This is a genomic window from Nocardiopsis kunsanensis DSM 44524, from assembly GCF_000340965.1.
Taxonomy (GTDB): Bacteria; Actinomycetota; Actinomycetes; order Streptosporangiales; family Streptosporangiaceae; genus Nocardiopsis; species Nocardiopsis kunsanensis.
Genome location: NZ_ANAY01000012.1, coordinates 16,896 through 34,081, shown reverse-complemented (window position 1 = coordinate 34,081; position 17,186 = coordinate 16,896). Strand labels below are relative to the sequence as shown.

Sequence of the window (17,186 nt, the reverse complement as noted above, 5' to 3'; positions counted from 1 at the left end):
TGGGATGGGGCGCCCGCCCCGCAGGGATGTGAAGGTGTTGGGGGACGGACACCGATGGCGAGGTTCGGTCGAGGCAGCCTGTCACCACGCACAGGTGTCCGGCAAGGGGGGAAAGCCCGCATTGCCACAACCAGCCATGGCTCTTACCTTCCGGTGAGCCCTGTGGTTCGATGGACCGTTCACCCGAGCGGGAACCGGCGGGAAGGCACGGGGCGCCGGCACGGTCCGGGCCGCCGGGTACTACTCGTCCCCGTCGTCCTTCCAGGAACGGTACTCCACCCCGACCCCGCCCATGATCGCCATTCCGCGGATGTGCACGATCGGCGCGTTCGGGTCGTTGCTGCCGGGAGCCTCGCTCTCCAGCCCGAACCCGCCCATGATCGGGAGGCCGTGCACCCGCACCTGCACGTCGTAGGGCACGGTGATGCCGATCCCGCCCATCACCGGGTAGCACCAGATGGTCGTCTCGTGCTGGGTGAACTTGGCGCTGCGCAGATCCAGTTCGATCCCGCCCATGATCGCCGTGGCCATGAAGTTCCCGGGCAGGACCCAGTCACCGGAGCGGTCCGCGCCTCCCATGATCGCGATCGCCGAGGAACTCGTGGGGGAGGCCGCCACGACGCGCTCGGACCCGCGCGAGGGACGCAGCGACCCGGACGCGGGCGTGGTCAGCGCGGTGTCGGAAGGGGCCTCAGGCAGGTCCTCGGTGAGCGGGACCAGCTCTCCCACCGTCTTGGACCGGTAGGTCGCGTCCAGACGCTCGTTGTGTTCGTCCAGGTCCAAGCGGCCCTCGGCGAGGGCGTCGCGCAGGCGATGGGCCACGGCGTCGCGGTCGGCGTCCGAGGCGCGTATCCGTTCGGGTCCGGGGGGTTCGTACTGGCTCACGTCTTCCACCATATGTTGATTCTTCCGTTCGGGGGCAGTCCCCGCATCGGGGGCGAGCCCTGAACCCACCCTGAGGCCTCGGCCCTCGGGCCCGGGAACGTGTGTGTCCTCGGGGCTCAGCCCTCCGGGAGCAACCCGCGCCGGATCGCTCGGGACACCGCCGCCGTCCGGTCACTGACACCGAGTTTCTCGTAGGCCCTCATCAGGTGTGTCTTGACCGTCGTGGCGCTGATGTGCAGAGCGCTGCCGATAGCCGCGTTGGTACGCCCCTCGGCGGCCAGGCGCAGCACTTCCGCCTCGCGTGGCGACAGCGCAGGGCGCTCGGGCTCCTCCTGCCGCCGCATCCTGGTGAGCACCTTGCCGGCCAGGCGCCCGCTGAGCACAGTCTCGCCCCGGGCGGCGCTGCGCACCGATTCGGCGAGCTCCGCGCGCGGGGTGTCCTTGAGCAGATATCCGGTCGCCCCGGCCTCGACCGCACGCAGGATGTCCCGGTCGATGTCGTAGGTGGTCAGTACCAGGACGTGCACCTCGGGGAACTCGGCCCGGATGCGTGCGGTGGCCTCGACACCGTCCCCTCCGGGCATACGCAGGTCCATCAGGACCACGTCCGGGCTCAGCTCGGCCACCCGGGCCACCGACTCGGGGCCGGAAGAGGCCTCGCCGACGATGGTGAGGCCGGTCTCGGCCGCCAACATCCCCCGGAGGCCCTCGCGGACCACGGGATGATCGTCCACCAGCAGGATCCTGATCATGGTGTCTCCGTCCTCCGCGCGGCCGTTCCGGGGTCCCGGGCCTCCTCCTCGGCCTCGTCGGTGGCCAGGGACAGGCGCACGGTCGTGCCGCCCCCGGGCGTGCTCTCCACGTCGAGCACCCCGCCGAGGTCGTGGGCGCGCCGGTGCATGTTCGCCAGCCCGTTGCCCTGGACGGCCCGGTCGGCGCCGAACCCGCGCCCGTCGTCGTGCACGCCCAAGGACACCCCCACGTCCGTGTAGGCCAGCCGGACCCGTACGTTCTCCGCTCCGGCGTGTTTGCGGACGTTGGCCAGCGCCTCCTGGGCGGTACGCAGCAGACACACCTGGACGTCGCCGGGCAGGGGACGGGCCGGGCCGGTCACCTCCGCCTCCGCGGTGATTCCGAGTTCGGCGCCGAACCGGTCGGCCAGGCGTTGCAGAGCCTCCTCCAGGTCGTCGTCCTCCAGGAGCACCGGCCCGCGTGCGGCCACCATGGCCCGGGTCTCGGCGAGGTTGTCCATGGCGGTCCGGCGGGTGAGCTCCAGGTGCCGGCGTGCGGCGGCCGGGTCGGTCCCCAACTCCGACTCCACCGCCTGGGTGAGGGTGATGATGCTGGTGAACCCCTGGGCGAGGGTGTCGTGCATCTCCCGCGCCAAGTGCTCGCGTTCGGCCATCGCCCCGGCCTGCTCGGAGAGACGGGTCGCCTCCGCACGGCTCTCCCGGAGCTGCTCGATGAGCTCGGCCCGTTCCCAGCTCTGCTGCACGACCTTCTCGAACCAGTGCCCGAACCAGTAGGCGAAGGCGAGCACGATCGCGTTGGAGAGGAGGCCGGTCAGGAGGGAGAGCGCGGGATCGCCGTCCACGATCCCGCGCAGGAGCCAGGGAACGACGAGGATGATCCCCACCGAGAGGGCACCGTAGGTCGCGCCCCCGGTCATGAAACACAGGGGCGCCAGGGCCAGCAGGAGAAGACCCAAGCCGCTGTCGAGGAAGACGGCCGTCGAGCAGACCGTGGCGACCACGAGCCCGAACACCAGGGACTCTCCCGAGGCGTAGCGGTCCTCCAGGATGATCCGGCGACCCACCAGCCAGTACAGGGGCAGGAGCGAGGCCACGAGGAGGGCGGTCCACCAGGACCGCGGTCCGGGCTCGGAGGTCAGCAGGCTCAGGGCCAGGAGGATCAGCACCACCGAGGTGAAATAGATGTCCCATCCCCGGCTCAGTTCCCAGGCGTGGCGCTCCCCGCTCTCGTGCATCGCCGCCTCAGCCGTCCTTCCGCGTCTTCCACCGGAACGTGGCCAGTGTGAGCACCAAGCCCACCACACACCATGCCCCCAGAGCCAGGGCGACCAGGTGCAGGTCCCAGGAGCCCGAGGCTTCGAGCGCGGCCATCCCGTCGGGGAAGAACCCGGCGCGCAGGCCCTGGGCCATCCACAGCAGGGGGAACAGGGCGGCGCCGTTGAAGACCCACTCGGGCAGCAGGTACACGGGCACGAAGATGCCGGAGGTGAACTGCAGGAGCAGGAACGGAACGATGATCACCGCCGACGCCGCCTGGGCGGTGCGTGCCAGTGAGCTCACGGCGGTGCCCAGTAGCGCACAACCGATCGTGCCCAGGACGAAGACCCACCCCACGGTGCTCCAGGAGGCCGCGTCGGTGGGCAGGTTCGCACCGAAGACGAGGACGGCCACCCCGAGCAGGAGCGCCAGCTGGCCCAGGGCCAGGAACAGCACCATCACCGTCTTGCCGATGAAGTAGGACGCCGGCGCCAGAGGTGTGCCCCGGAGCCGGCGCAACCCTCCGTACTCGCGTTCGGTGGCGATCCCGGTGCCCAGGTTCTGGAAGCTCACCGACATGAGCCCCATCGCGATGAGCCCCGGCAGGTAGTAGTCCACCGCGCTCACCCCTGTGTCGAACATGTCGTCGAAGATGACGGAGAAGAAGACCAGGACGAGCGTGGGCATGGAGAAGGTGAAGACCATGCTCTCCCACTCGCGGGTGAAGGAGCGGATCTCCACCCAGCCCCGGCTCAACCCCAGGCGGAGCGTGCCCGGCAGAGGCGGGGGCTGTGGCGGGGCGGTGGCGGCGGACTCGGGGTTCTTCGTGGGCGCGCTCATGCAGGGACCTCCGTCCGGTCGTGCTCGGCACCGTCCGCGATCAGACCGAGGTAGATCTCCTCGAGGGTGGGGCGGTGCACGGTCAGTTCCGGGACCTCCCCGTCGAAGCGGGCAGCCGCCTCGCAGACCACCCGGGCGGGTTCTTCCGTGGCCACCTCGTGGCGGCGGCCGTCCTCCCGCCAACTCACCACGGCGCGCGCTGCCGAGCGCCCGCCCAGGTCGGCAGGGGTGTCCAGGGCCCGGACCCGGCCTCGTGCGACCACACACACCCGGTCGGCCAGGGCTTCGGCCTCCTCCAGGTAGTGCGTGGTGAGCACGATCGTCGTTCCGCCGTCGGCCAGATTGCGGACGAGCCCCCAGAAGTCGCGCCGGGCCCCGGGGTCGAAACCGGTGGTGGGCTCGTCGAGGAAGAGCAGCTCGGGGCGGCCGACGATGCCCAGGGCCACGTCCAGGCGCCGCCGCTGCCCGCCGGAGAGCACCTCGGGCAGGGCGCCGGCCTTCTCGGAGAGGCCGACCCGGTCGACGACCTCGTCGGGGTCGGCGGGGGAGGGGTAGTAGCTCGCGAAGTGCCGCACCAGAGCGCGGACGGGGATCTTGGGGGCCATGGTCTCCTTCTGCCAGACCACACCGATGCGGGCCCGCCAGTCGCGGCCGGCCGTGCCGGGGTCCTGTCCCAGCACCCGGGCGGTGCCGCTGTCGCGGTGACGGAACCCCTCGAGGATCTCCACGGTCGTGGACTTGCCCGCGCCGTTGGGTCCGAGGAAGGAGAAGATCTCGCCGCGGGAGATGCTCAGGTCGATGCCGGCGACGGCGTGTGTCTCGCCGTAACTCTTACGGAGGTCGGCGACCTCGATCGCAGTGTCGTCCATGCCTTCGACCCTCCCGCGCAGGTGGCGGGAGGGGTATCGGCCGTGCGGACGCGGCGGGTCCTCCGATCGGGGGACACCGGACGGGCCGTGCCCGACGTGGCGGGGAAGACCACCCACCTCGGACACAGGCCCTCGGGCACAGACCCGCCTCCACGGGTTCGAACGGACGCCGGACGGGCCCTGAACGTCCTAGAACAGGCGAAGGACGTCGGGTTCGATGCCGCGCAGCTCCTCGTAGTCGAGCACGACGCAGCGGATACCGCGGTCCTCGGCGAGTACACGGGCCTGCGGCTTGATCTCCTGGGCGGCGAAGACACCGGTGACCGGGGCGAGGGTGGAATCGCGGTTGAGCAGCTCCAGGTACCGGGTCAACTGCTCGACCCCGTCGATCTCGCCGCGGCGTTTGAGCTCGACCGCGACCGTGGCGTTGTCACCGTCCCGGCACAGGATGTCGACCGGTCCGATCGCGGTGGGGTACTCGCGACGGATGAGGGTGTAGCCCTCCCCGAGCGTGGTGATGTGCTCGGCGAGCAGCTCCTGGAGGTGGGACTCGACCCCGTCCTTCTGCAGCCCGGGATCCTTGCCCAGCTCGTGGGAGGAGTCGTGCATGACCTCCTCGATCGTGAGCACGAGCTTCTCACCCGACTTGCCGTGCGTGACGGTCCAGACGTCGGGGCCGTCGGCGACGGTCTCCTCGAGGACCTTGCACGGCGGGTTCATCCAGTTCAGGGGTTTGAAGGCCCGGTCATCGGCATGGACGGACACGCTCCCGTCGGCCTTGACGAGGATCAGCCGGGGAGCCATCGGAAGGTGTGCGGTGAGACGGCCGACGTAGTCGACACTGCACCGCGCGATCACGAGACGCACGGGACGCAACGTTACCGTCTTCCCGGGGTGTCCGAGGGCGGTTCGCCCGGCTCGGGCAGCCCTCCCCACCCGGAAGACAATGACAACGGGAACCACTTCCATGTGTCCTCCGGGGAAGGCAGGTGTGTCCCCGACGACCCGTGACGGCGCGGCAACGCAGTGCCTAACGTCTCCGGAGAAGGCGCGGCACACGTCCGCGCACCGGCACGACGAAGGGAAGACCATGTCGCTGACCGTGTCACCGGAGCTCCTGGAGAAGGCAGAGCAGGGACCCGTCGAGGACGCCGACTTCATCGCCTGTGTGCGGGAGTCCCTGCCCTACGCCTGGAACGTGGTCAGCGATGTGGCCGCGCGGGCGCGCTCGGCCGAGGCCGGTTTCGAGACCAACGAGACCCCGCCCCCAGGAGAGGCCGAACGCGGCCAGCTCCTGCGTCTGGTCGGCAGCGACGCCATGCGCGCAGCGGTCGAACGCCACTTCGGTATGCGCCTGGCCTTCCAGAACTGCCATCGGCTCGCGATGTTCACCCCTGCTGCAGAGGAGGCGCACGGCCGGTTCGTGAGCCCGCGCGCCCAGTTGCTGAACCAGAGTCCCGAACTCGTGGACTGCTGAGCCGGGCCGCCGGCAGAATCTTCCGGAAAACGGGCCGATTCAGGCACTCCCGTGCACACGGTGGCACTCGGTGCCGTCTAGGCTGGTCCCATGGTGCAGGAATTTGACAAGGTCGGAGTCGTCGGACTCGGCACGATGGGCGCGGGCATCGCCGAGGTGTTCGCCCGCGCGGGATTCAACGTCGTCGGTGTGGAAATCGACCAGGCCGCCCTCGACCGCGGCAAGGGCCACCTCGACAAGTCCCTCTCGAAGGCCGTGAGCAAGGGCAAGATCGACGAGGAGGAACGTGCGGCGATCGACGGCCGCCTCACGTTCACCTCCTCGCGCAACGAACTCGCGGACGCGGACTTCGTCGTGGAGGCAGTGCCCGAGAGCATCGCGATCAAGCGGGACGTCTTCGGTGATCTGGACCGGATCTGCTCGCCCGGCACGATCCTGGCGACCAACACCTCCTCGCTCTCGGTCACCGAGATCGCCGCACTCACCGGGCGTCCGGACAAGGTCGTGGGGCTGCACTTCTTCAACCCCGCGCCCGTCATGAAGCTGGCCGAGGTCATCACGACGGTCTCCACCAGCGGCGATACCGTCGACGTGGTCACCGAGGTCGCCAAGCGCATCGGCAAGACACCGATCACCGTCGGCGACCGTGCGGGTTTCGTCGCCAACGCGCTCCTGGTGCCCTACATCAACGACGCCATCAAGCTGTACGAGCGCAAGGTCGCCTCCCGCGAGCAGATCGACACCGCCGTGCAGAAGGCCGCCGGCCTGCCGATGGGGCCCCTCACCCTCGCCGACATGGTGGGCCTGGACGTGTGCCTGGCCGTCATGGACGTGCTCTGGGACGAGTACAAGGACCCGCGCTACGTGGCCTCCCCCCTGCTGCGCCGGATGGTGGCGGCCGGCCACTTCGGGCGCAAGTCCGGCCAGGGGTTCTACGCCGGCCGGGGCGAGGACCCCGAGCCGCAGCCCGACGGCCGTTTCGCGCAGATGGTCCGTGAGGAGGAGCTCCTCGACCTGGGCGAGATGCTCGTGGCCCCGCAGATCGACGACGCCATGCGTATGCTCGGCGACGGGTACGCCACCGCAGAGGACATCGACACCGCGATGCGTTTCGGCTGTGGCTACCCCAAGGGCCCCACGGAACTGCTGGCCGACCGGGGCGCCACCCCCGTCGTCGCCACGCTCATGGCGATGAGCGAGTACAGCCTCACCACGATCTCGGCGCCCGCGCCGCTGCTGGTGGACCGTCTGCCCGAGGCCGAGACCGAGGGGGAGGGCCAGGGGCACGGCGGCGGCTGCGCCTGCCACGGCTGAACCGCTCCGGCTCCGCCTGACCCGTTCCGACCGCGAACAGTGGCCGGTGTCCCGCTCCCGGGACGCCGGCCACCGCTGTGTGCGGCCACCGTTCTGCACAGGGACGGGGGTGGTGGCTGCCACTGCCCGGCCTCTTCTACCCTTGAGGGGTGAGCCCGCGCCGAAACTCTCCACGACGTAAGTCCTCCCGGGGCAGGAAGAACGCACCCGGCGTCCCCGACGAGGACGCTCTCATGCTGCGTGTCACCGGCGGCCAACGACGTGAGAACGGCCCCGACGGAGAGTGGGTGACACGCCGGATCCCCGGCGCGTCGGCCAACAAGTCTTACCGTTGTCCCGGGTGCGCCCAGAACATCCCGGTGGGCATGGCCCACGTCGTGGCCTGGCGCCCTTACGGCGACGGAGGCGACCGCCGCCACTGGCACTCCTCCTGCTGGGACCGTCGTACGCGCCGTTCGCCCCGGTACTGAGCCCGCCGAGCCGTCCCGACGACAGAGGAACCATGGAGATCAGAGCCACCACGGTGCTGCCCGCGGAACGCCGCGAGATCACCTTGCACACTGCCGACGGCCTCGAGCTCATCGGTGAGCTCGCGCTCCCGCCGGACGGGCGGACACCGGTCGCCACCCTGGTGACGCTGCACCCGCTGCCCACGGCCGAAGGCATGATGGACAGCCACGTGCTGCGCAAGGCCTCCTTCCGGCTGCCCGCGCTGGCCGATGTCGCTGTGCTGCGTTTCAACACCCGGGGGACCAGCTCGCGCCACGGTACGAGCCAGGGCGAGTTCGGCGACGGGGAGGCCGAGAAGCACGACGTGATGGCCGCGATCGAGTTCACCGAGTTCGAGGGCCTGCCCGCCCCGTGGCTCGTGGGCTGGTCCTTCGGTACGGAACTCGCGCTCAAGTGGGGCTGCGACCCGCAGATCGAGGGAGCAGTGCTGCTGTCGCCGCCGTTGCACCGTGCCGACGAGTCCGACATGTCGGTCTGGGCGGATTCGGGCAAGCCCGTCGTCGCGCTCGTGCCCGAGCACGACGACTTCCTGCAGCCGGAGGAGGCCGAGCGGCGCTTCCGGCCGCTGACCCAGGCGGAGATCATCGGTGTCGACGGAGCCAAGCACTTGTGGGTCGGGGAACCCTATGTGCGCCGTGTGCTCGACGAGATCGTCAAGCGTGCCAACCCGGACGCCCATCCGCTGCCGACGGAGTGGGACGGGCCCTACGAGAAGGACGTGCAACCCCTGCGCTGACGGCCCGAGACCCTGCCCGGCGACGGCACCGGACGTCCTCCGGTCCGCGCCGGGCATTTTTGTTTCTCCCGGCTCCCGCAGCAGCGCCCTCGGTGCGGACACCCGGTGGCGCCCGCTCCCGGTGTCCGGAACGACGCGTGGCGCGGACCCGGGAACGGTGTCCCGGGGCCGCGCCACACGAATACTTCCGGTTCAGGAACGGGTTCCAGCACCGCTGAGCGGTACGTGGAACCTTACTCCTGCCACCAGTCCTCGTCCTCCTCCTCGGGCTCGCTGCCCTTGCCGGAGGCGGCGGGCTGGCGCTGCTCCTCCGCCGGGGCGGGAGCAGGGGCGGGGGTGGACTCGGGGATCGCGGCCTGCTCCGGCGCGGCCTGCACGGCGGGCGTCCCGGATCCGGCAGCCGGGGCGGGGGCCTCGCCGCCACCCAGCAGCTGGCGCAGCTGCTGCAGGTGCGACTGGATGCTGTCGCGCTGGCGGTTGAGCTCGTCGACCTCCTTCTTCGCAGCCGTGTGGATGCGGTTGGCCTCGGCCTTGGCGTCGCTGACCATGTGCTCGGCCTTGGACTTGGCCTCCGCCTCGATCTGCGAGGAGTTCTTCTTCGCGTTCTGGACGAGCTGCTTGGCGTTGTTCTCGGCGTCGCGGCGGGTCTGCTCGGCCTGCGAGCTGGCCTTGGTGGCGCGCTGCTCGGCGCTGGTGGCCCGCTCCTCGGCCTCGCTGACCATCTTCTGGGTCGCGGCCTGGGCCGCAGCCAGACGCTCGGCGTCCTGGCGCTCGGCCTCGGCACGGCGGTCGGTGAGCTGGAGCTCGAACTGGTCCTCGGCCTCGGTGCGGCGCGCCTCGGACTCGGCGAAGGCCCGCTCGGCGTTCTTGCGCAGCTCCTCGGCCTGGCTCTTGGCGGCCTGGATCGTCTCGTCGCGCTCCCGCTTGGCGGCGGCACGGGCCTGGGCGCACTCGCGCTCGGTGGTCGTGCGCAGCTTGGCGATCTCACCCTCGAAGGTGGCGCGCTTCTCGGCGATCTCGTGGTCGACGGCCGAGCGCTTCTTCTGGACCTCGCGCTCGGTGGTGGAGGTCAGCTCGTCGGCCTCGCGGCGAGCGGTGGTGCTGATCTCCTCGGCCTCGGACTCGGCGGCCTGCCGCATGTCGTCGGACTCGCGCTGAGCGACGGCGCGGGTCTCGGTGGCCTCGGACTCGGCGGCCGCGCGCATCTCTGCGGCCTCGATCTTGGCGGAGGAGCGGATGTCGTTGGCATCGATCTGGGCGCTCTGCACCAGCTCGTTGGCCTGCTCCTCGGCCAGGCGCAGGAGCTCTTCGATGCGCGAACCCAGCCCGGAGTAGGACGGGCGCTCGCGCTCGGCGAGCTGCTGGTTCTTGGCGTTGAGGTCGCCCTTGTACTTCTCGGCCTTCTCGTTGGCCTCCTTCACCTCGGCACGCAGGCTCTCCAGGTACTCCGTCACCTGGTTGCGCTCGTAGCCACGCAACACCACGTCGAACTCGGGCGGGGCGTTGTCCTCGTCGAAAATGTTGTTGAGCTGGGCGTCGATATTGTTTGAGGGCATGTGGCGGATCCTGAACGGGTGCGAGACGGCTACTTGTGGACGGCCGGAGATCGGTTTCGGAGGGCGGCTGCGGCTGCTCTCCCACTGGATGGGCCGGGCCCTGGCCTGCCAACGGAGTGCGCCGCGCACATGGTGCGGCTGACCCGGTTCGACCTGTCCGGCCCGGCCCTCGGGGGCGCGGACCGACACCGGTGGTCGAATCCAGCTTCTGATGTGTACTCGGCGGACAGTCGGCCCGCTGCGCCGATCGCGACGGCGACCGCCGAACACACCTTCGGCGACTTTATCAAGCGGGGAGCCCGTGAGAAGCGGCTTTCGGGTAACTTCCGACGCGGTCTGAGGTCAGCAACACCTTCTGCGGCAAACTTGTGATGTGTCCGGAACGTCCCCGTGATTCGTGCGTGTCGAACGCGGTGTTCAGTGGCCGCTCTGGACCAGTTCGGTGAGCACGCCCCCGCAGTCCTTGGGATGCAGGAACACGATGCTGGACCCAGCCGTCCCCCGCCTGGGTGCGGAGTCCAGCACCCGGACCCCGGTCCGGCCCACCTCCTGCGCGGACCCGGCGACATCGGCGGTCCCGAAGGCGATGTGGTGCACCCCCTCGCCGTTGCGGTCGAGGAACTTCGCGACGGGGGAGTCCTCCCGGAGCGGTTCCAGGAGTTGCAGGTAAGTCGCGCCGCCGTCGTCGGTGCCGTTGACCCGGAGCATGGCCTCCCGCACGCCCTGCTCCTCGTTCACCTCCTCGTGCTCGACCTCGAAACCGTAGGTGCGGCGGTAGAGGTCGACGGAAGCGTCGAGATCGCGGCAGGCGATACCGACGTGGTCCAGGCGCGTCAGTCCGCTGAAGGGCACGTCGGGCGTGGGTGTGGTGCTCAAGAGGAACCTCCGGATGGTCGCGGTAGGGGGTGTAGGTATCGTGGCAGACCAGGTGCGACACCCATCACTTGGAGGCCATTAACCATGCCCGGTTCCGTCATCGTCGGTGGGGCCCGGACCCCCACCGGCCGACTCCTCGGCTCCCTCGCCGGGTTCTCCGCCGCCGACCTGGGCGGCTTCGCGATCAAGGCCGCCCTGGAGCGCGCCGGTATCAGCGGTGACCAGGCCGGATACGTGGTCATGGGACAGGTGCTCCAGGCGGGCGCCGGCCAGATCCCCTCCCGCCAGGCCGCGGTGAAGGCGGGCATCCCGATGGACGTTCCGTCGGTGACGATCAACAAGGTGTGCCTGTCGGGCCTGGACGCGATCGCGCTGGCCGACCAGCTCATCAGCGCCGGCGAGTTCGACGTCGTCGTCGCGGGCGGTATGGAGTCGATGACCAACGCCCCCCACGTGATGCCCAAGTCCCGCAAGGGCTACAAGTACGGCTCGATCGAGGTCCTGGACGCGACCGAGCACGACGGTCTCACCGACCCCTTCGAGGGCGGCTCCATGGGTGCCTCGACCGAGCGCCACAACGGCAAGCTCGGTATCGGCCGCCCCGAGCAGGACGCCTTCGCTGCCCGCTCCCACCAGCGTGCCGCCGCTGCGCAGGAGAAGGGCCTCTTCGACGACGAGATCGTTCCCGTGGAGATCCCCCAGCGCAAGGGCGACCCGGTCGTCCTCGACCGTGACGAGGGCGTGCGCGCCGACACCACCGCGGAGGGCCTGGCCAAGCTGCGCCCCGCGTTCGACCGCGAGGGCACCATCACCGCCGGTTCCTCCTCCCAGATCTCCGACGGCGCCGCCGCCGTGGTCGTGATGAGCCGGGCCAGGGCCGAGGAACTGGGTGTCCCGGTCCTGGCCGAGATCGGTGCGCACGGCAACGTCGCGGGCCCGGACAACTCCCTGCACTCCCAGCCCTCCAACGCCATCAAGCACGCCCTGGGCAAGGCGGGCAAGGACGTCGCGGACCTGGACCTGGTCGAGATCAACGAGGCCTTCGCCTCGGTGGGCCTGCAGTCCACCCAGGACCTCGGGATCTCCGACGAGATCGTCAACGTCAACGGCGGCGCCATCGCCCTCGGGCACCCGATCGGGGCCTCGGGCGCACGCCTCGCCCTGCACCTGGTCAACGAACTGCGCCGTCGCGGCGGCGGTACGGGCGCCGCCGCTCTGTGCGGTGGAGGCGGCCAGGGCGACGCGCTGCTGTTCTCCGTCCCGGCCGAGTAGGACCCGGACCGTTCCGAGCTCCCCGCGCGGGCGCTGCCCACCCGGCGGCGCCCGCGCACCGCGTGGCACCACGGGGCCGTGCCACGTACCCACCCGTGGCGGGGCGGCGATCCCGCCCCGCCCACCCCGCCGACGTCGAGGAGTCCCCATGAACACCCCCCAGTTGGTCGACCGGGTCCGTGCCGGTGACCGCAGGGCACTGGCCCGAGCGATCACCCTGGTGGAGAACGGTGCGCCGCAACTGCGCGAGATCATGGCGGGCCTGGCCGAGCACGCCGGCCGCGCCCAGGTCGTCGGGTTCACCGGCTCGCCGGGGGTGGGCAAATCCACCACCACGAGCGCGGTCGTGCGTGCGGTCCGGGACAAGGGCCTGAGCGTGGCGGTGCTGGCCGTGGACCCCTCCTCGCCTTTCACCGGCGGCGCTCTGCTCGGTGACCGGGTGCGGATGCAGGACCATGCCACGGACCCGGGTGTCTACATCCGTTCGATGGCCAACCGCGGGCACCTGGGCGGCCTCTCCTGGGCCGCTCCGCACGCGCTGCGCGTGCTGGGCGCGGCCGGGTTCGACGTGATCCTCGTGGAGACCGTGGGTGTGGGCCAGGCCGAGGTCGCCATCGCCGGCCAGGCCGACACCACCGTGGTGCTCAGTGCCCCGGGCATGGGCGACGCCGTCCAGGCATCGAAGGCGGGGGTGCTGGAGATCGCCGACGTGCTCGTGGTCAACAAGGCCGACCGGGACGGCGCCCGGGTCACCCTGCGCGAGCTGCGCCAGATGGTGGCGATGAAGGACCGCGAGGACCACGAGTGGAAACCGCCGATCGAGATGACCGTCGCCGACCGCGGCGAAGGTGTCGGGGACCTGTGGGAACGTGTGCGTGAGCACTACGACCACCTGTCCGCCTCCGGTGAGCTCGCCGAGCGCCGCCGTGCCCGCGCCCGCGAGGAGGTGCAGGCCATCACGCTGGACCTGTTGCGTTCCCGGATGGCGGGGCCGGAGGCCGGCAAGGGGCTGGACCGTCTCGCCGCCGACGTGGCCGACGGCCGCACCGACCCCTACGCCGCCGCCGACACCCTCGTCGGGGAGCTCACCGACAGTACCGGCCCCTGAGGCGGCTCCGCTCCGCGTCCGGTGCGTGCCGGGGACGGCCCGCTCGCCGGTCGGCAGTGCCCACGGCAGTGCCGACCGGCGCCGGCGTTCCTGGGGCACGGCCGACGGGGTCCGCGGGGTGCGGGCCCCTGTGCCACAGGCCCGGCTCCGGTGGGGAAGACCGCGACGGCCGCCCTCCGTGGCGATGCGTCCTCCCGCGCTGAATACAGTGATCGCGTGGGAAACCCGTTGAATCTTCCGTTCGACCCGATCGAGCGGGCACACGACAACTGGACGCGTAAGTGGGGTGCCTCTCCGGCGATGGCCGCGGTCACCTCGCTCATGCGTGCCCAGCAGATCCTCATCGGTGAGCTGGACGGCGCGCTCAAACCCTTCGGTCTGACCTTCGCCCGGTACGAGGCCCTGGTGCTGTTGAGTTTCAGCGCCTCGGGCTCCCTGCCCCTGGGCAAGATCGGCGAGCGCCTCATGGTGCATCCGACCAGCGTCACCAACACCATCGACCGGCTGGAGAACCAGGGCCTGGTCAGCCGCCTGCCCAACCCCAGCGACGGGCGCGGCGTGCTGGCCGAGGTCACCGATGCCGGGCGCGAGGTCACCGAGGAGGCCACGCAGGCGCTGCTCGGCATGGACTTCGGCCTGGGCTGCTACTCCGATGACGAGCTCTGGGACCTGCACCAGGTCTTCACCCGGTTGAGGGTGGACTTCGGTGACTTCCCCGGACCCGTCGTGGAGGCCGCCGAGGACCGCTGAGCACGGCGGAAGGGCCCGGGCGCCGGCCCGCTCTTCCCTGTACATAATTATTTGGACGTCCTACTATTTCAGTATGGCGAACACCACGAACGGCCCCACACCACAGGGCGGCGGGTCGGCCGACATCGAGGCAGGGCGTGAACGCTGGCAGCGCCGCTACGACGCGGCACGCAGACGCGACGCCGACTTCACCTCGTTGTCCGGCCGGTCCCTGGAACCGGTCTACGGCCCGCGACCCGGCGCCGAGGTCCCCGGTTTCGAACGTATCGGCTGGCCGGGCGAGTACCCCTACACCCGCGGCCTGTACCCCACCGGCTACCGCGGACGGACCTGGACCATCCGGCAGTTCGCCGGGTTCGGCAACGCCCGGCAGACCAACGAGCGCTACAAGATGATCCTCGCCAACGGCGGCGGGGGACTCTCGGTGGCCTTCGACATGCCCACGCTCATGGGCTACGACTCCGACTCCTCCCACGCGCTGGGCGAGGTCGGCCACTGCGGTGTCGCGGTGGACTCGGTCGCCGACATGGACCTGCTCTTCGACCGGATCCCCCTGGGCGGGACCACGACCTCCATGACCATCAGCGGTCCGGCGGTCCCTGTTTTCTGCATGTACCTGGTGGCGGCCGAACGCCAAGGCGTGGACATCACCACGCTCAACGGCACTCTGCAGACCGACATCTTCAAGGAGTACATCGCCCAGAAGGAGTGGCTGTACCCGCCGGAGCCGCAGCTGCGCCTCATCGGCGACCTGATGGAGTACTGCGCCGAGCACATCCCGGCCTACAAGCCGCTCTCGGTGTCCGGTTACCACATCCGCGAGGCCGGGGCCACGGCCGCCCAGGAGCTCGCCTACACCCTCGCCGACGGGTTCGGTTACGTCGAGCTCGGCCTCTCGCGCGGGCTGGAGGTCGACCGCTTCGCTCCCGGGCTGTCCTTCTTCTTCGACTCCCACATCGACTTCTTCGAGGAGATCGCCAAGTTCCGCGCCGCCCGCCGCATCTGGGCGAGGTGGATGCGGGAGGAGTACGGTGCCACCAGCGAGAAGGCCATGTGGCTGCGTTTCCACACCCAGACCGCCGGGGTCTCGCTCACCGCCCAGCAGCCCTACAACAACGTGGTACGCACCGCGGTGGAGGCCCTGGCCGCAGTCATGGGCGGCACCAACTCCCTGCACACCAACGCGCTCGACGAGACCCTCGCGCTGCCCACCGAGCAGTCCGCGGAGATCGCCCTGCGCACCCAGCAGGTCCTCATGGAGGAGACCGGTGTGGCCAACGTGGCCGATCCGCTCGGCGGTTCCTGGTACCTGGAGTCGCTCACCGACGAGATCGAGGCCGAGGCCGAACGCGTCTTCGCCCAGATCCTCCACATGGGCGGCGGCCGCGACGCCGAGCACACGATCGGTCCGATGACTTCGGGCATCCTCGCCGGCATCGACAACGGTTATTTCACCTCCGAGATCGCCGAGTCGGCCTTCCAGTACCAACAGGCCCTGGAGAAGGGCGACAAGAAGATCGTCGGTGTCAACTGCCACACCAGCACCGTCTCCGGTGAGCTCGACATCCTCAAGATCAGCCACGAGGTCGAGCGCGAGCAGAAGCGCGACCTGGCCGAGCGCCGCGAGAACCGCGACCGTGCGGCCGTCGACCGGGCCCTGGCCGACCTGCTCGAGGGGTCCCGCTCCGAGGACGGCAACCTGATCCCGCTGATCATGGAGGCCGCCCGGGCCGAGGCCACACTCGGGGAGATCTGCACCGCGATGGGCGAGGTCTTCGGGACCTACACCGAGGACCCCCGCTTCTGAGCGCACGGGGCGCGGCACCACGGGCTGCCGCGCCCCGACATGCGCAGGGCGCCACACGTCCTGCCGTCCACCACCCCCGTGTGTATACGGCAGGATGGAGACATGCAGCCTTCGGACTTTTCCCCGAACAGTGCCGTTGACCTCGGTGCGCGCAAGGCGGCCATGGAACGTGAGGCCAAACAGCGTGCGGCGGAGTCGGCGGGTCGAACCAACCCGTACGCCCTCAACATCGACGAGTCCAACTTCCAGAACGAGGTCCTGCAGCGGTCGATGGACCTGCCGGTCGTCCTGGCCGTGCTGGCGGGCTGGTCCGAGCAGTCCGCGCAGGTCGAGACCGCCCTGGACAACCTGTCCGCGCGCTCGGGCGGGAACTGGTACCTGGCCAAGGTCGACAGCGAGGCCAGCCCCCGCGTCGCCCAGGCCCTGCAGGTGCAGTCCGCTCCGGCGATCCTCGTGGCGATCCAGGGCCAGGTCATGCCGCTGGCCCAGGGGCCGGCCGATGAGAATCAGCTCCGCGAGGGCCTGGGCCAGGTCTTCGCCGCGCTGGCCCAGCAGGGGATGCTGCCCGAAGGGCACCCGGGCACGGTCGAGGCCGACGGTGAGCCGCCCGTGGCGGAGGAGGGGGGAGAGCCCGAGCCGCAGGGGCGCCCCGTCGACGTCCAGGCCCAGGAAGCGCTGGACCGCGGTGACTTCGCCGCCGCCGAGGAGATCTACCGCAAGGCCGTGGAGGCCGACCCCTCCGACACCGAGTCCAAGAGCCGGCTCGCCCAGGTGGGTCTGGTGGGCCGCTTGCAGCACGTCGAGCCCGAGTCGGCTCTGACCGCCGCCCAGGAGCGCCCCGACGACGTGGACGCCCAGATCGTCGTCGCCGACATGGACATCTACCGGGGCGAGGCCGAGTCCGCCTTCGACCGCCTCGTCGCCACGGTCAAACGCACCTCCGGTGACGAGCGCGAGAGGGTCCGCGCACATCTGCTGGCCCTGTTCGACGTGCTGCCCCCCGGCGACCCGCGGGTCAGCACTGCACGGCGCAAACTCACTGCCGCCCTGTTCTGAGGCGCGGAAAGGGCCGGCCCGGGAACCTTCCCGGGCCGGCCCTTTCGTGTGTGCCCCGGCCGGAGCCACGGGCGATCCCGGGAGGAAAATCCTCTTGGGCGCCTTTCGTTAGTTTTCCCTC

17 protein-coding genes are annotated in these 17,186 nt (G+C 70.3%); 9 read left to right on the top strand and 8 right to left on the bottom strand.

What is annotated here, in order from left to right:
* Window positions 1-240 precede the first annotated feature (240 nt).
* The 6 genes from D456_RS0110195 to nucS all read right to left on the bottom strand — a co-directional run bounded on the left by D456_RS0110195 (window position 241) and on the right by nucS (window position 5,470).
* Window positions 241-897 (bottom strand): DUF1707 SHOCT-like domain-containing protein, encoded by a 657-nt coding sequence (locus tag D456_RS0110195; protein WP_017576077.1) that lies wholly within the window; start codon window positions 895-897, stop codon window positions 241-243.
* A 104-nt stretch (window positions 898-1,001) separates the two neighbouring features.
* The gene (locus D456_RS0110190; RefSeq protein ID WP_017576076.1) at window positions 1,002-1,637 is read right to left on the bottom strand and encodes a response regulator transcription factor; all 636 of its coding nucleotides are present in this window, start codon (window positions 1,635-1,637) and stop codon (window positions 1,002-1,004) included.
* On the bottom strand, window positions 1,634-2,872 hold the full coding sequence (locus D456_RS0110185; protein ID WP_017576075.1) for a sensor histidine kinase: 1,239 nt from the start codon (window positions 2,870-2,872) through the stop codon (window positions 1,634-1,636). Before D456_RS0110185 ends, D456_RS0110190 begins: the two co-directional genes overlap by 4 nt.
* Before the next feature lie 7 nt (window positions 2,873-2,879).
* Window positions 2,880-3,734, bottom strand: a complete 855-nt coding sequence (locus tag D456_RS0110180; protein ID WP_017576074.1) for an ABC transporter permease — start codon at window positions 3,732-3,734, stop codon at window positions 2,880-2,882.
* Complete coding sequence (locus D456_RS0110175) at window positions 3,731-4,603, bottom strand: ABC transporter ATP-binding protein (RefSeq protein ID WP_017576073.1); 873 nt, start codon at window positions 4,601-4,603, stop codon at window positions 3,731-3,733. The genes D456_RS0110180 and D456_RS0110175 overlap by 4 nt, the downstream gene beginning before the upstream one ends.
* Before the next feature lie 189 nt (window positions 4,604-4,792).
* Entirely contained in the window at window positions 4,793-5,470 is a 678-nt protein-coding gene (nucS, locus tag D456_RS0110170; RefSeq protein ID WP_017576072.1) for an endonuclease NucS, read from the bottom strand.
* 223 nt (window positions 5,471-5,693) lie between these two features.
* On the opposite strand from nucS, the gene D456_RS0110165 reads away from it, so the two are divergent.
* The 4 genes from D456_RS0110165 to D456_RS0110150 all read left to right on the top strand — a co-directional run bounded on the left by D456_RS0110165 (window position 5,694) and on the right by D456_RS0110150 (window position 8,640).
* Window positions 5,694-6,080, top strand: coding sequence for an SCO5389 family protein (locus D456_RS0110165; RefSeq protein WP_017576071.1), 387 nt, complete (start codon window positions 5,694-5,696; stop codon window positions 6,078-6,080).
* Between the two features lie 90 nt (window positions 6,081-6,170).
* On the top strand, window positions 6,171-7,394 hold the full coding sequence (locus D456_RS0110160) for a 3-hydroxyacyl-CoA dehydrogenase (protein ID WP_026115744.1): 1,224 nt from the start codon (window positions 6,171-6,173) through the stop codon (window positions 7,392-7,394).
* Between the two features lie 149 nt (window positions 7,395-7,543).
* On the top strand, window positions 7,544-7,864 hold the full coding sequence (locus D456_RS0110155; RefSeq protein ID WP_193373823.1) for an ATP/GTP-binding protein: 321 nt from the start codon (window positions 7,544-7,546) through the stop codon (window positions 7,862-7,864).
* A gap of 32 nt (window positions 7,865-7,896) precedes the next feature.
* A complete protein-coding gene (locus D456_RS0110150; RefSeq protein ID WP_017576068.1) occupies window positions 7,897-8,640 on the top strand; it encodes an alpha/beta hydrolase in 744 nt (247 codons plus the stop codon).
* Between the two features lie 233 nt (window positions 8,641-8,873).
* On the opposite strand, the gene D456_RS0110145 is transcribed toward D456_RS0110150, so the two are convergent.
* Both D456_RS0110145 and mce read right to left on the bottom strand, forming a co-directional pair.
* Entirely contained in the window at window positions 8,874-10,196 is a 1,323-nt protein-coding gene (locus D456_RS0110145) for a DivIVA domain-containing protein (protein ID WP_017576067.1), read from the bottom strand.
* Between the two features lie 417 nt (window positions 10,197-10,613).
* Window positions 10,614-11,072 (bottom strand): methylmalonyl-CoA epimerase, encoded by a 459-nt coding sequence (gene mce, locus D456_RS0110140; protein WP_017576066.1) that lies wholly within the window; start codon window positions 11,070-11,072, stop codon window positions 10,614-10,616.
* 84 nt (window positions 11,073-11,156) lie between these two features.
* Between mce and D456_RS0110135 the strand changes: the two genes are divergently transcribed.
* The 5 genes from D456_RS0110135 (at window position 11,157) to D456_RS0110115 (ending at window position 17,065) form a co-directional block, all read left to right on the top strand.
* Complete coding sequence (locus tag D456_RS0110135; RefSeq protein ID WP_017576065.1) at window positions 11,157-12,344, top strand: acetyl-CoA C-acetyltransferase; 1,188 nt, start codon at window positions 11,157-11,159, stop codon at window positions 12,342-12,344.
* A 148-nt stretch (window positions 12,345-12,492) separates the two neighbouring features.
* Window positions 12,493-13,452 (top strand): methylmalonyl Co-A mutase-associated GTPase MeaB, encoded by a 960-nt coding sequence (meaB, locus tag D456_RS0110130; protein ID WP_017576064.1) that lies wholly within the window; start codon window positions 12,493-12,495, stop codon window positions 13,450-13,452.
* 228 nt (window positions 13,453-13,680) lie between these two features.
* The gene (locus D456_RS0110125; RefSeq protein ID WP_017576063.1) at window positions 13,681-14,202 is read left to right on the top strand and encodes a MarR family winged helix-turn-helix transcriptional regulator; all 522 of its coding nucleotides are present in this window, start codon (window positions 13,681-13,683) and stop codon (window positions 14,200-14,202) included.
* Between the two features lie 73 nt (window positions 14,203-14,275).
* Window positions 14,276-16,009: an acyl-CoA mutase large subunit family protein gene (locus D456_RS0110120; RefSeq protein WP_017576062.1), complete on the top strand. Its 1,734-nt coding sequence runs from the start codon at window positions 14,276-14,278 to the stop codon at window positions 16,007-16,009.
* A 102-nt stretch (window positions 16,010-16,111) separates the two neighbouring features.
* On the top strand, window positions 16,112-17,065 hold the full coding sequence (locus tag D456_RS0110115; protein ID WP_017576061.1) for a tetratricopeptide repeat protein: 954 nt from the start codon (window positions 16,112-16,114) through the stop codon (window positions 17,063-17,065).
* The last annotated feature ends 121 nt before the right edge of the window (window positions 17,066-17,186 follow it).

What these genes read in the sequence shown, in the direction of transcription:
- D456_RS0110135 (WP_017576065.1), top strand. Translation starts at nt 11,157, where the DNA reads ATGCCCGGTTCCGTCATCGTCGGTGGGGCCCGGACCCCCACCGGCCGA.
- D456_RS0110120 (WP_017576062.1), top strand. Translation starts at nt 14,276, where the DNA reads ATGGCGAACACCACGAACGGCCCCACACCACAGGGCGGCGGGTCGGCC.
- D456_RS0110150 (WP_017576068.1), top strand. Translation starts at nt 7,897, where the DNA reads ATGGAGATCAGAGCCACCACGGTGCTGCCCGCGGAACGCCGCGAGATC.
- D456_RS0110195 (WP_017576077.1), bottom strand. Translation starts at nt 897, where the DNA reads ATGGTGGAAGACGTGAGCCAGTACGAACCCCCCGGACCCGAACGGATA.
- D456_RS0110145 (WP_017576067.1), bottom strand. Translation starts at nt 10,196, where the DNA reads ATGCCCTCAAACAATATCGACGCCCAGCTCAACAACATTTTCGACGAG.
- meaB (WP_017576064.1), top strand. Translation starts at nt 12,493, where the DNA reads ATGAACACCCCCCAGTTGGTCGACCGGGTCCGTGCCGGTGACCGCAGG.
- D456_RS0110175 (WP_017576073.1), bottom strand. Translation starts at nt 4,603, where the DNA reads ATGGACGACACTGCGATCGAGGTCGCCGACCTCCGTAAGAGTTACGGC.
- D456_RS0110115 (WP_017576061.1), top strand. Translation starts at nt 16,112, where the DNA reads ATGCAGCCTTCGGACTTTTCCCCGAACAGTGCCGTTGACCTCGGTGCG.
- D456_RS0110165 (WP_017576071.1), top strand. Translation starts at nt 5,694, where the DNA reads ATGTCGCTGACCGTGTCACCGGAGCTCCTGGAGAAGGCAGAGCAGGGA.
- D456_RS0110160 (WP_026115744.1), top strand. Translation starts at nt 6,171, where the DNA reads ATGGTGCAGGAATTTGACAAGGTCGGAGTCGTCGGACTCGGCACGATG.
- D456_RS0110190 (WP_017576076.1), bottom strand. Translation starts at nt 1,637, where the DNA reads ATGATCAGGATCCTGCTGGTGGACGATCATCCCGTGGTCCGCGAGGGC.
- D456_RS0110185 (WP_017576075.1), bottom strand. Translation starts at nt 2,872, where the DNA reads ATGCACGAGAGCGGGGAGCGCCACGCCTGGGAACTGAGCCGGGGATGG.
- D456_RS0110180 (WP_017576074.1), bottom strand. Translation starts at nt 3,734, where the DNA reads ATGAGCGCGCCCACGAAGAACCCCGAGTCCGCCGCCACCGCCCCGCCA.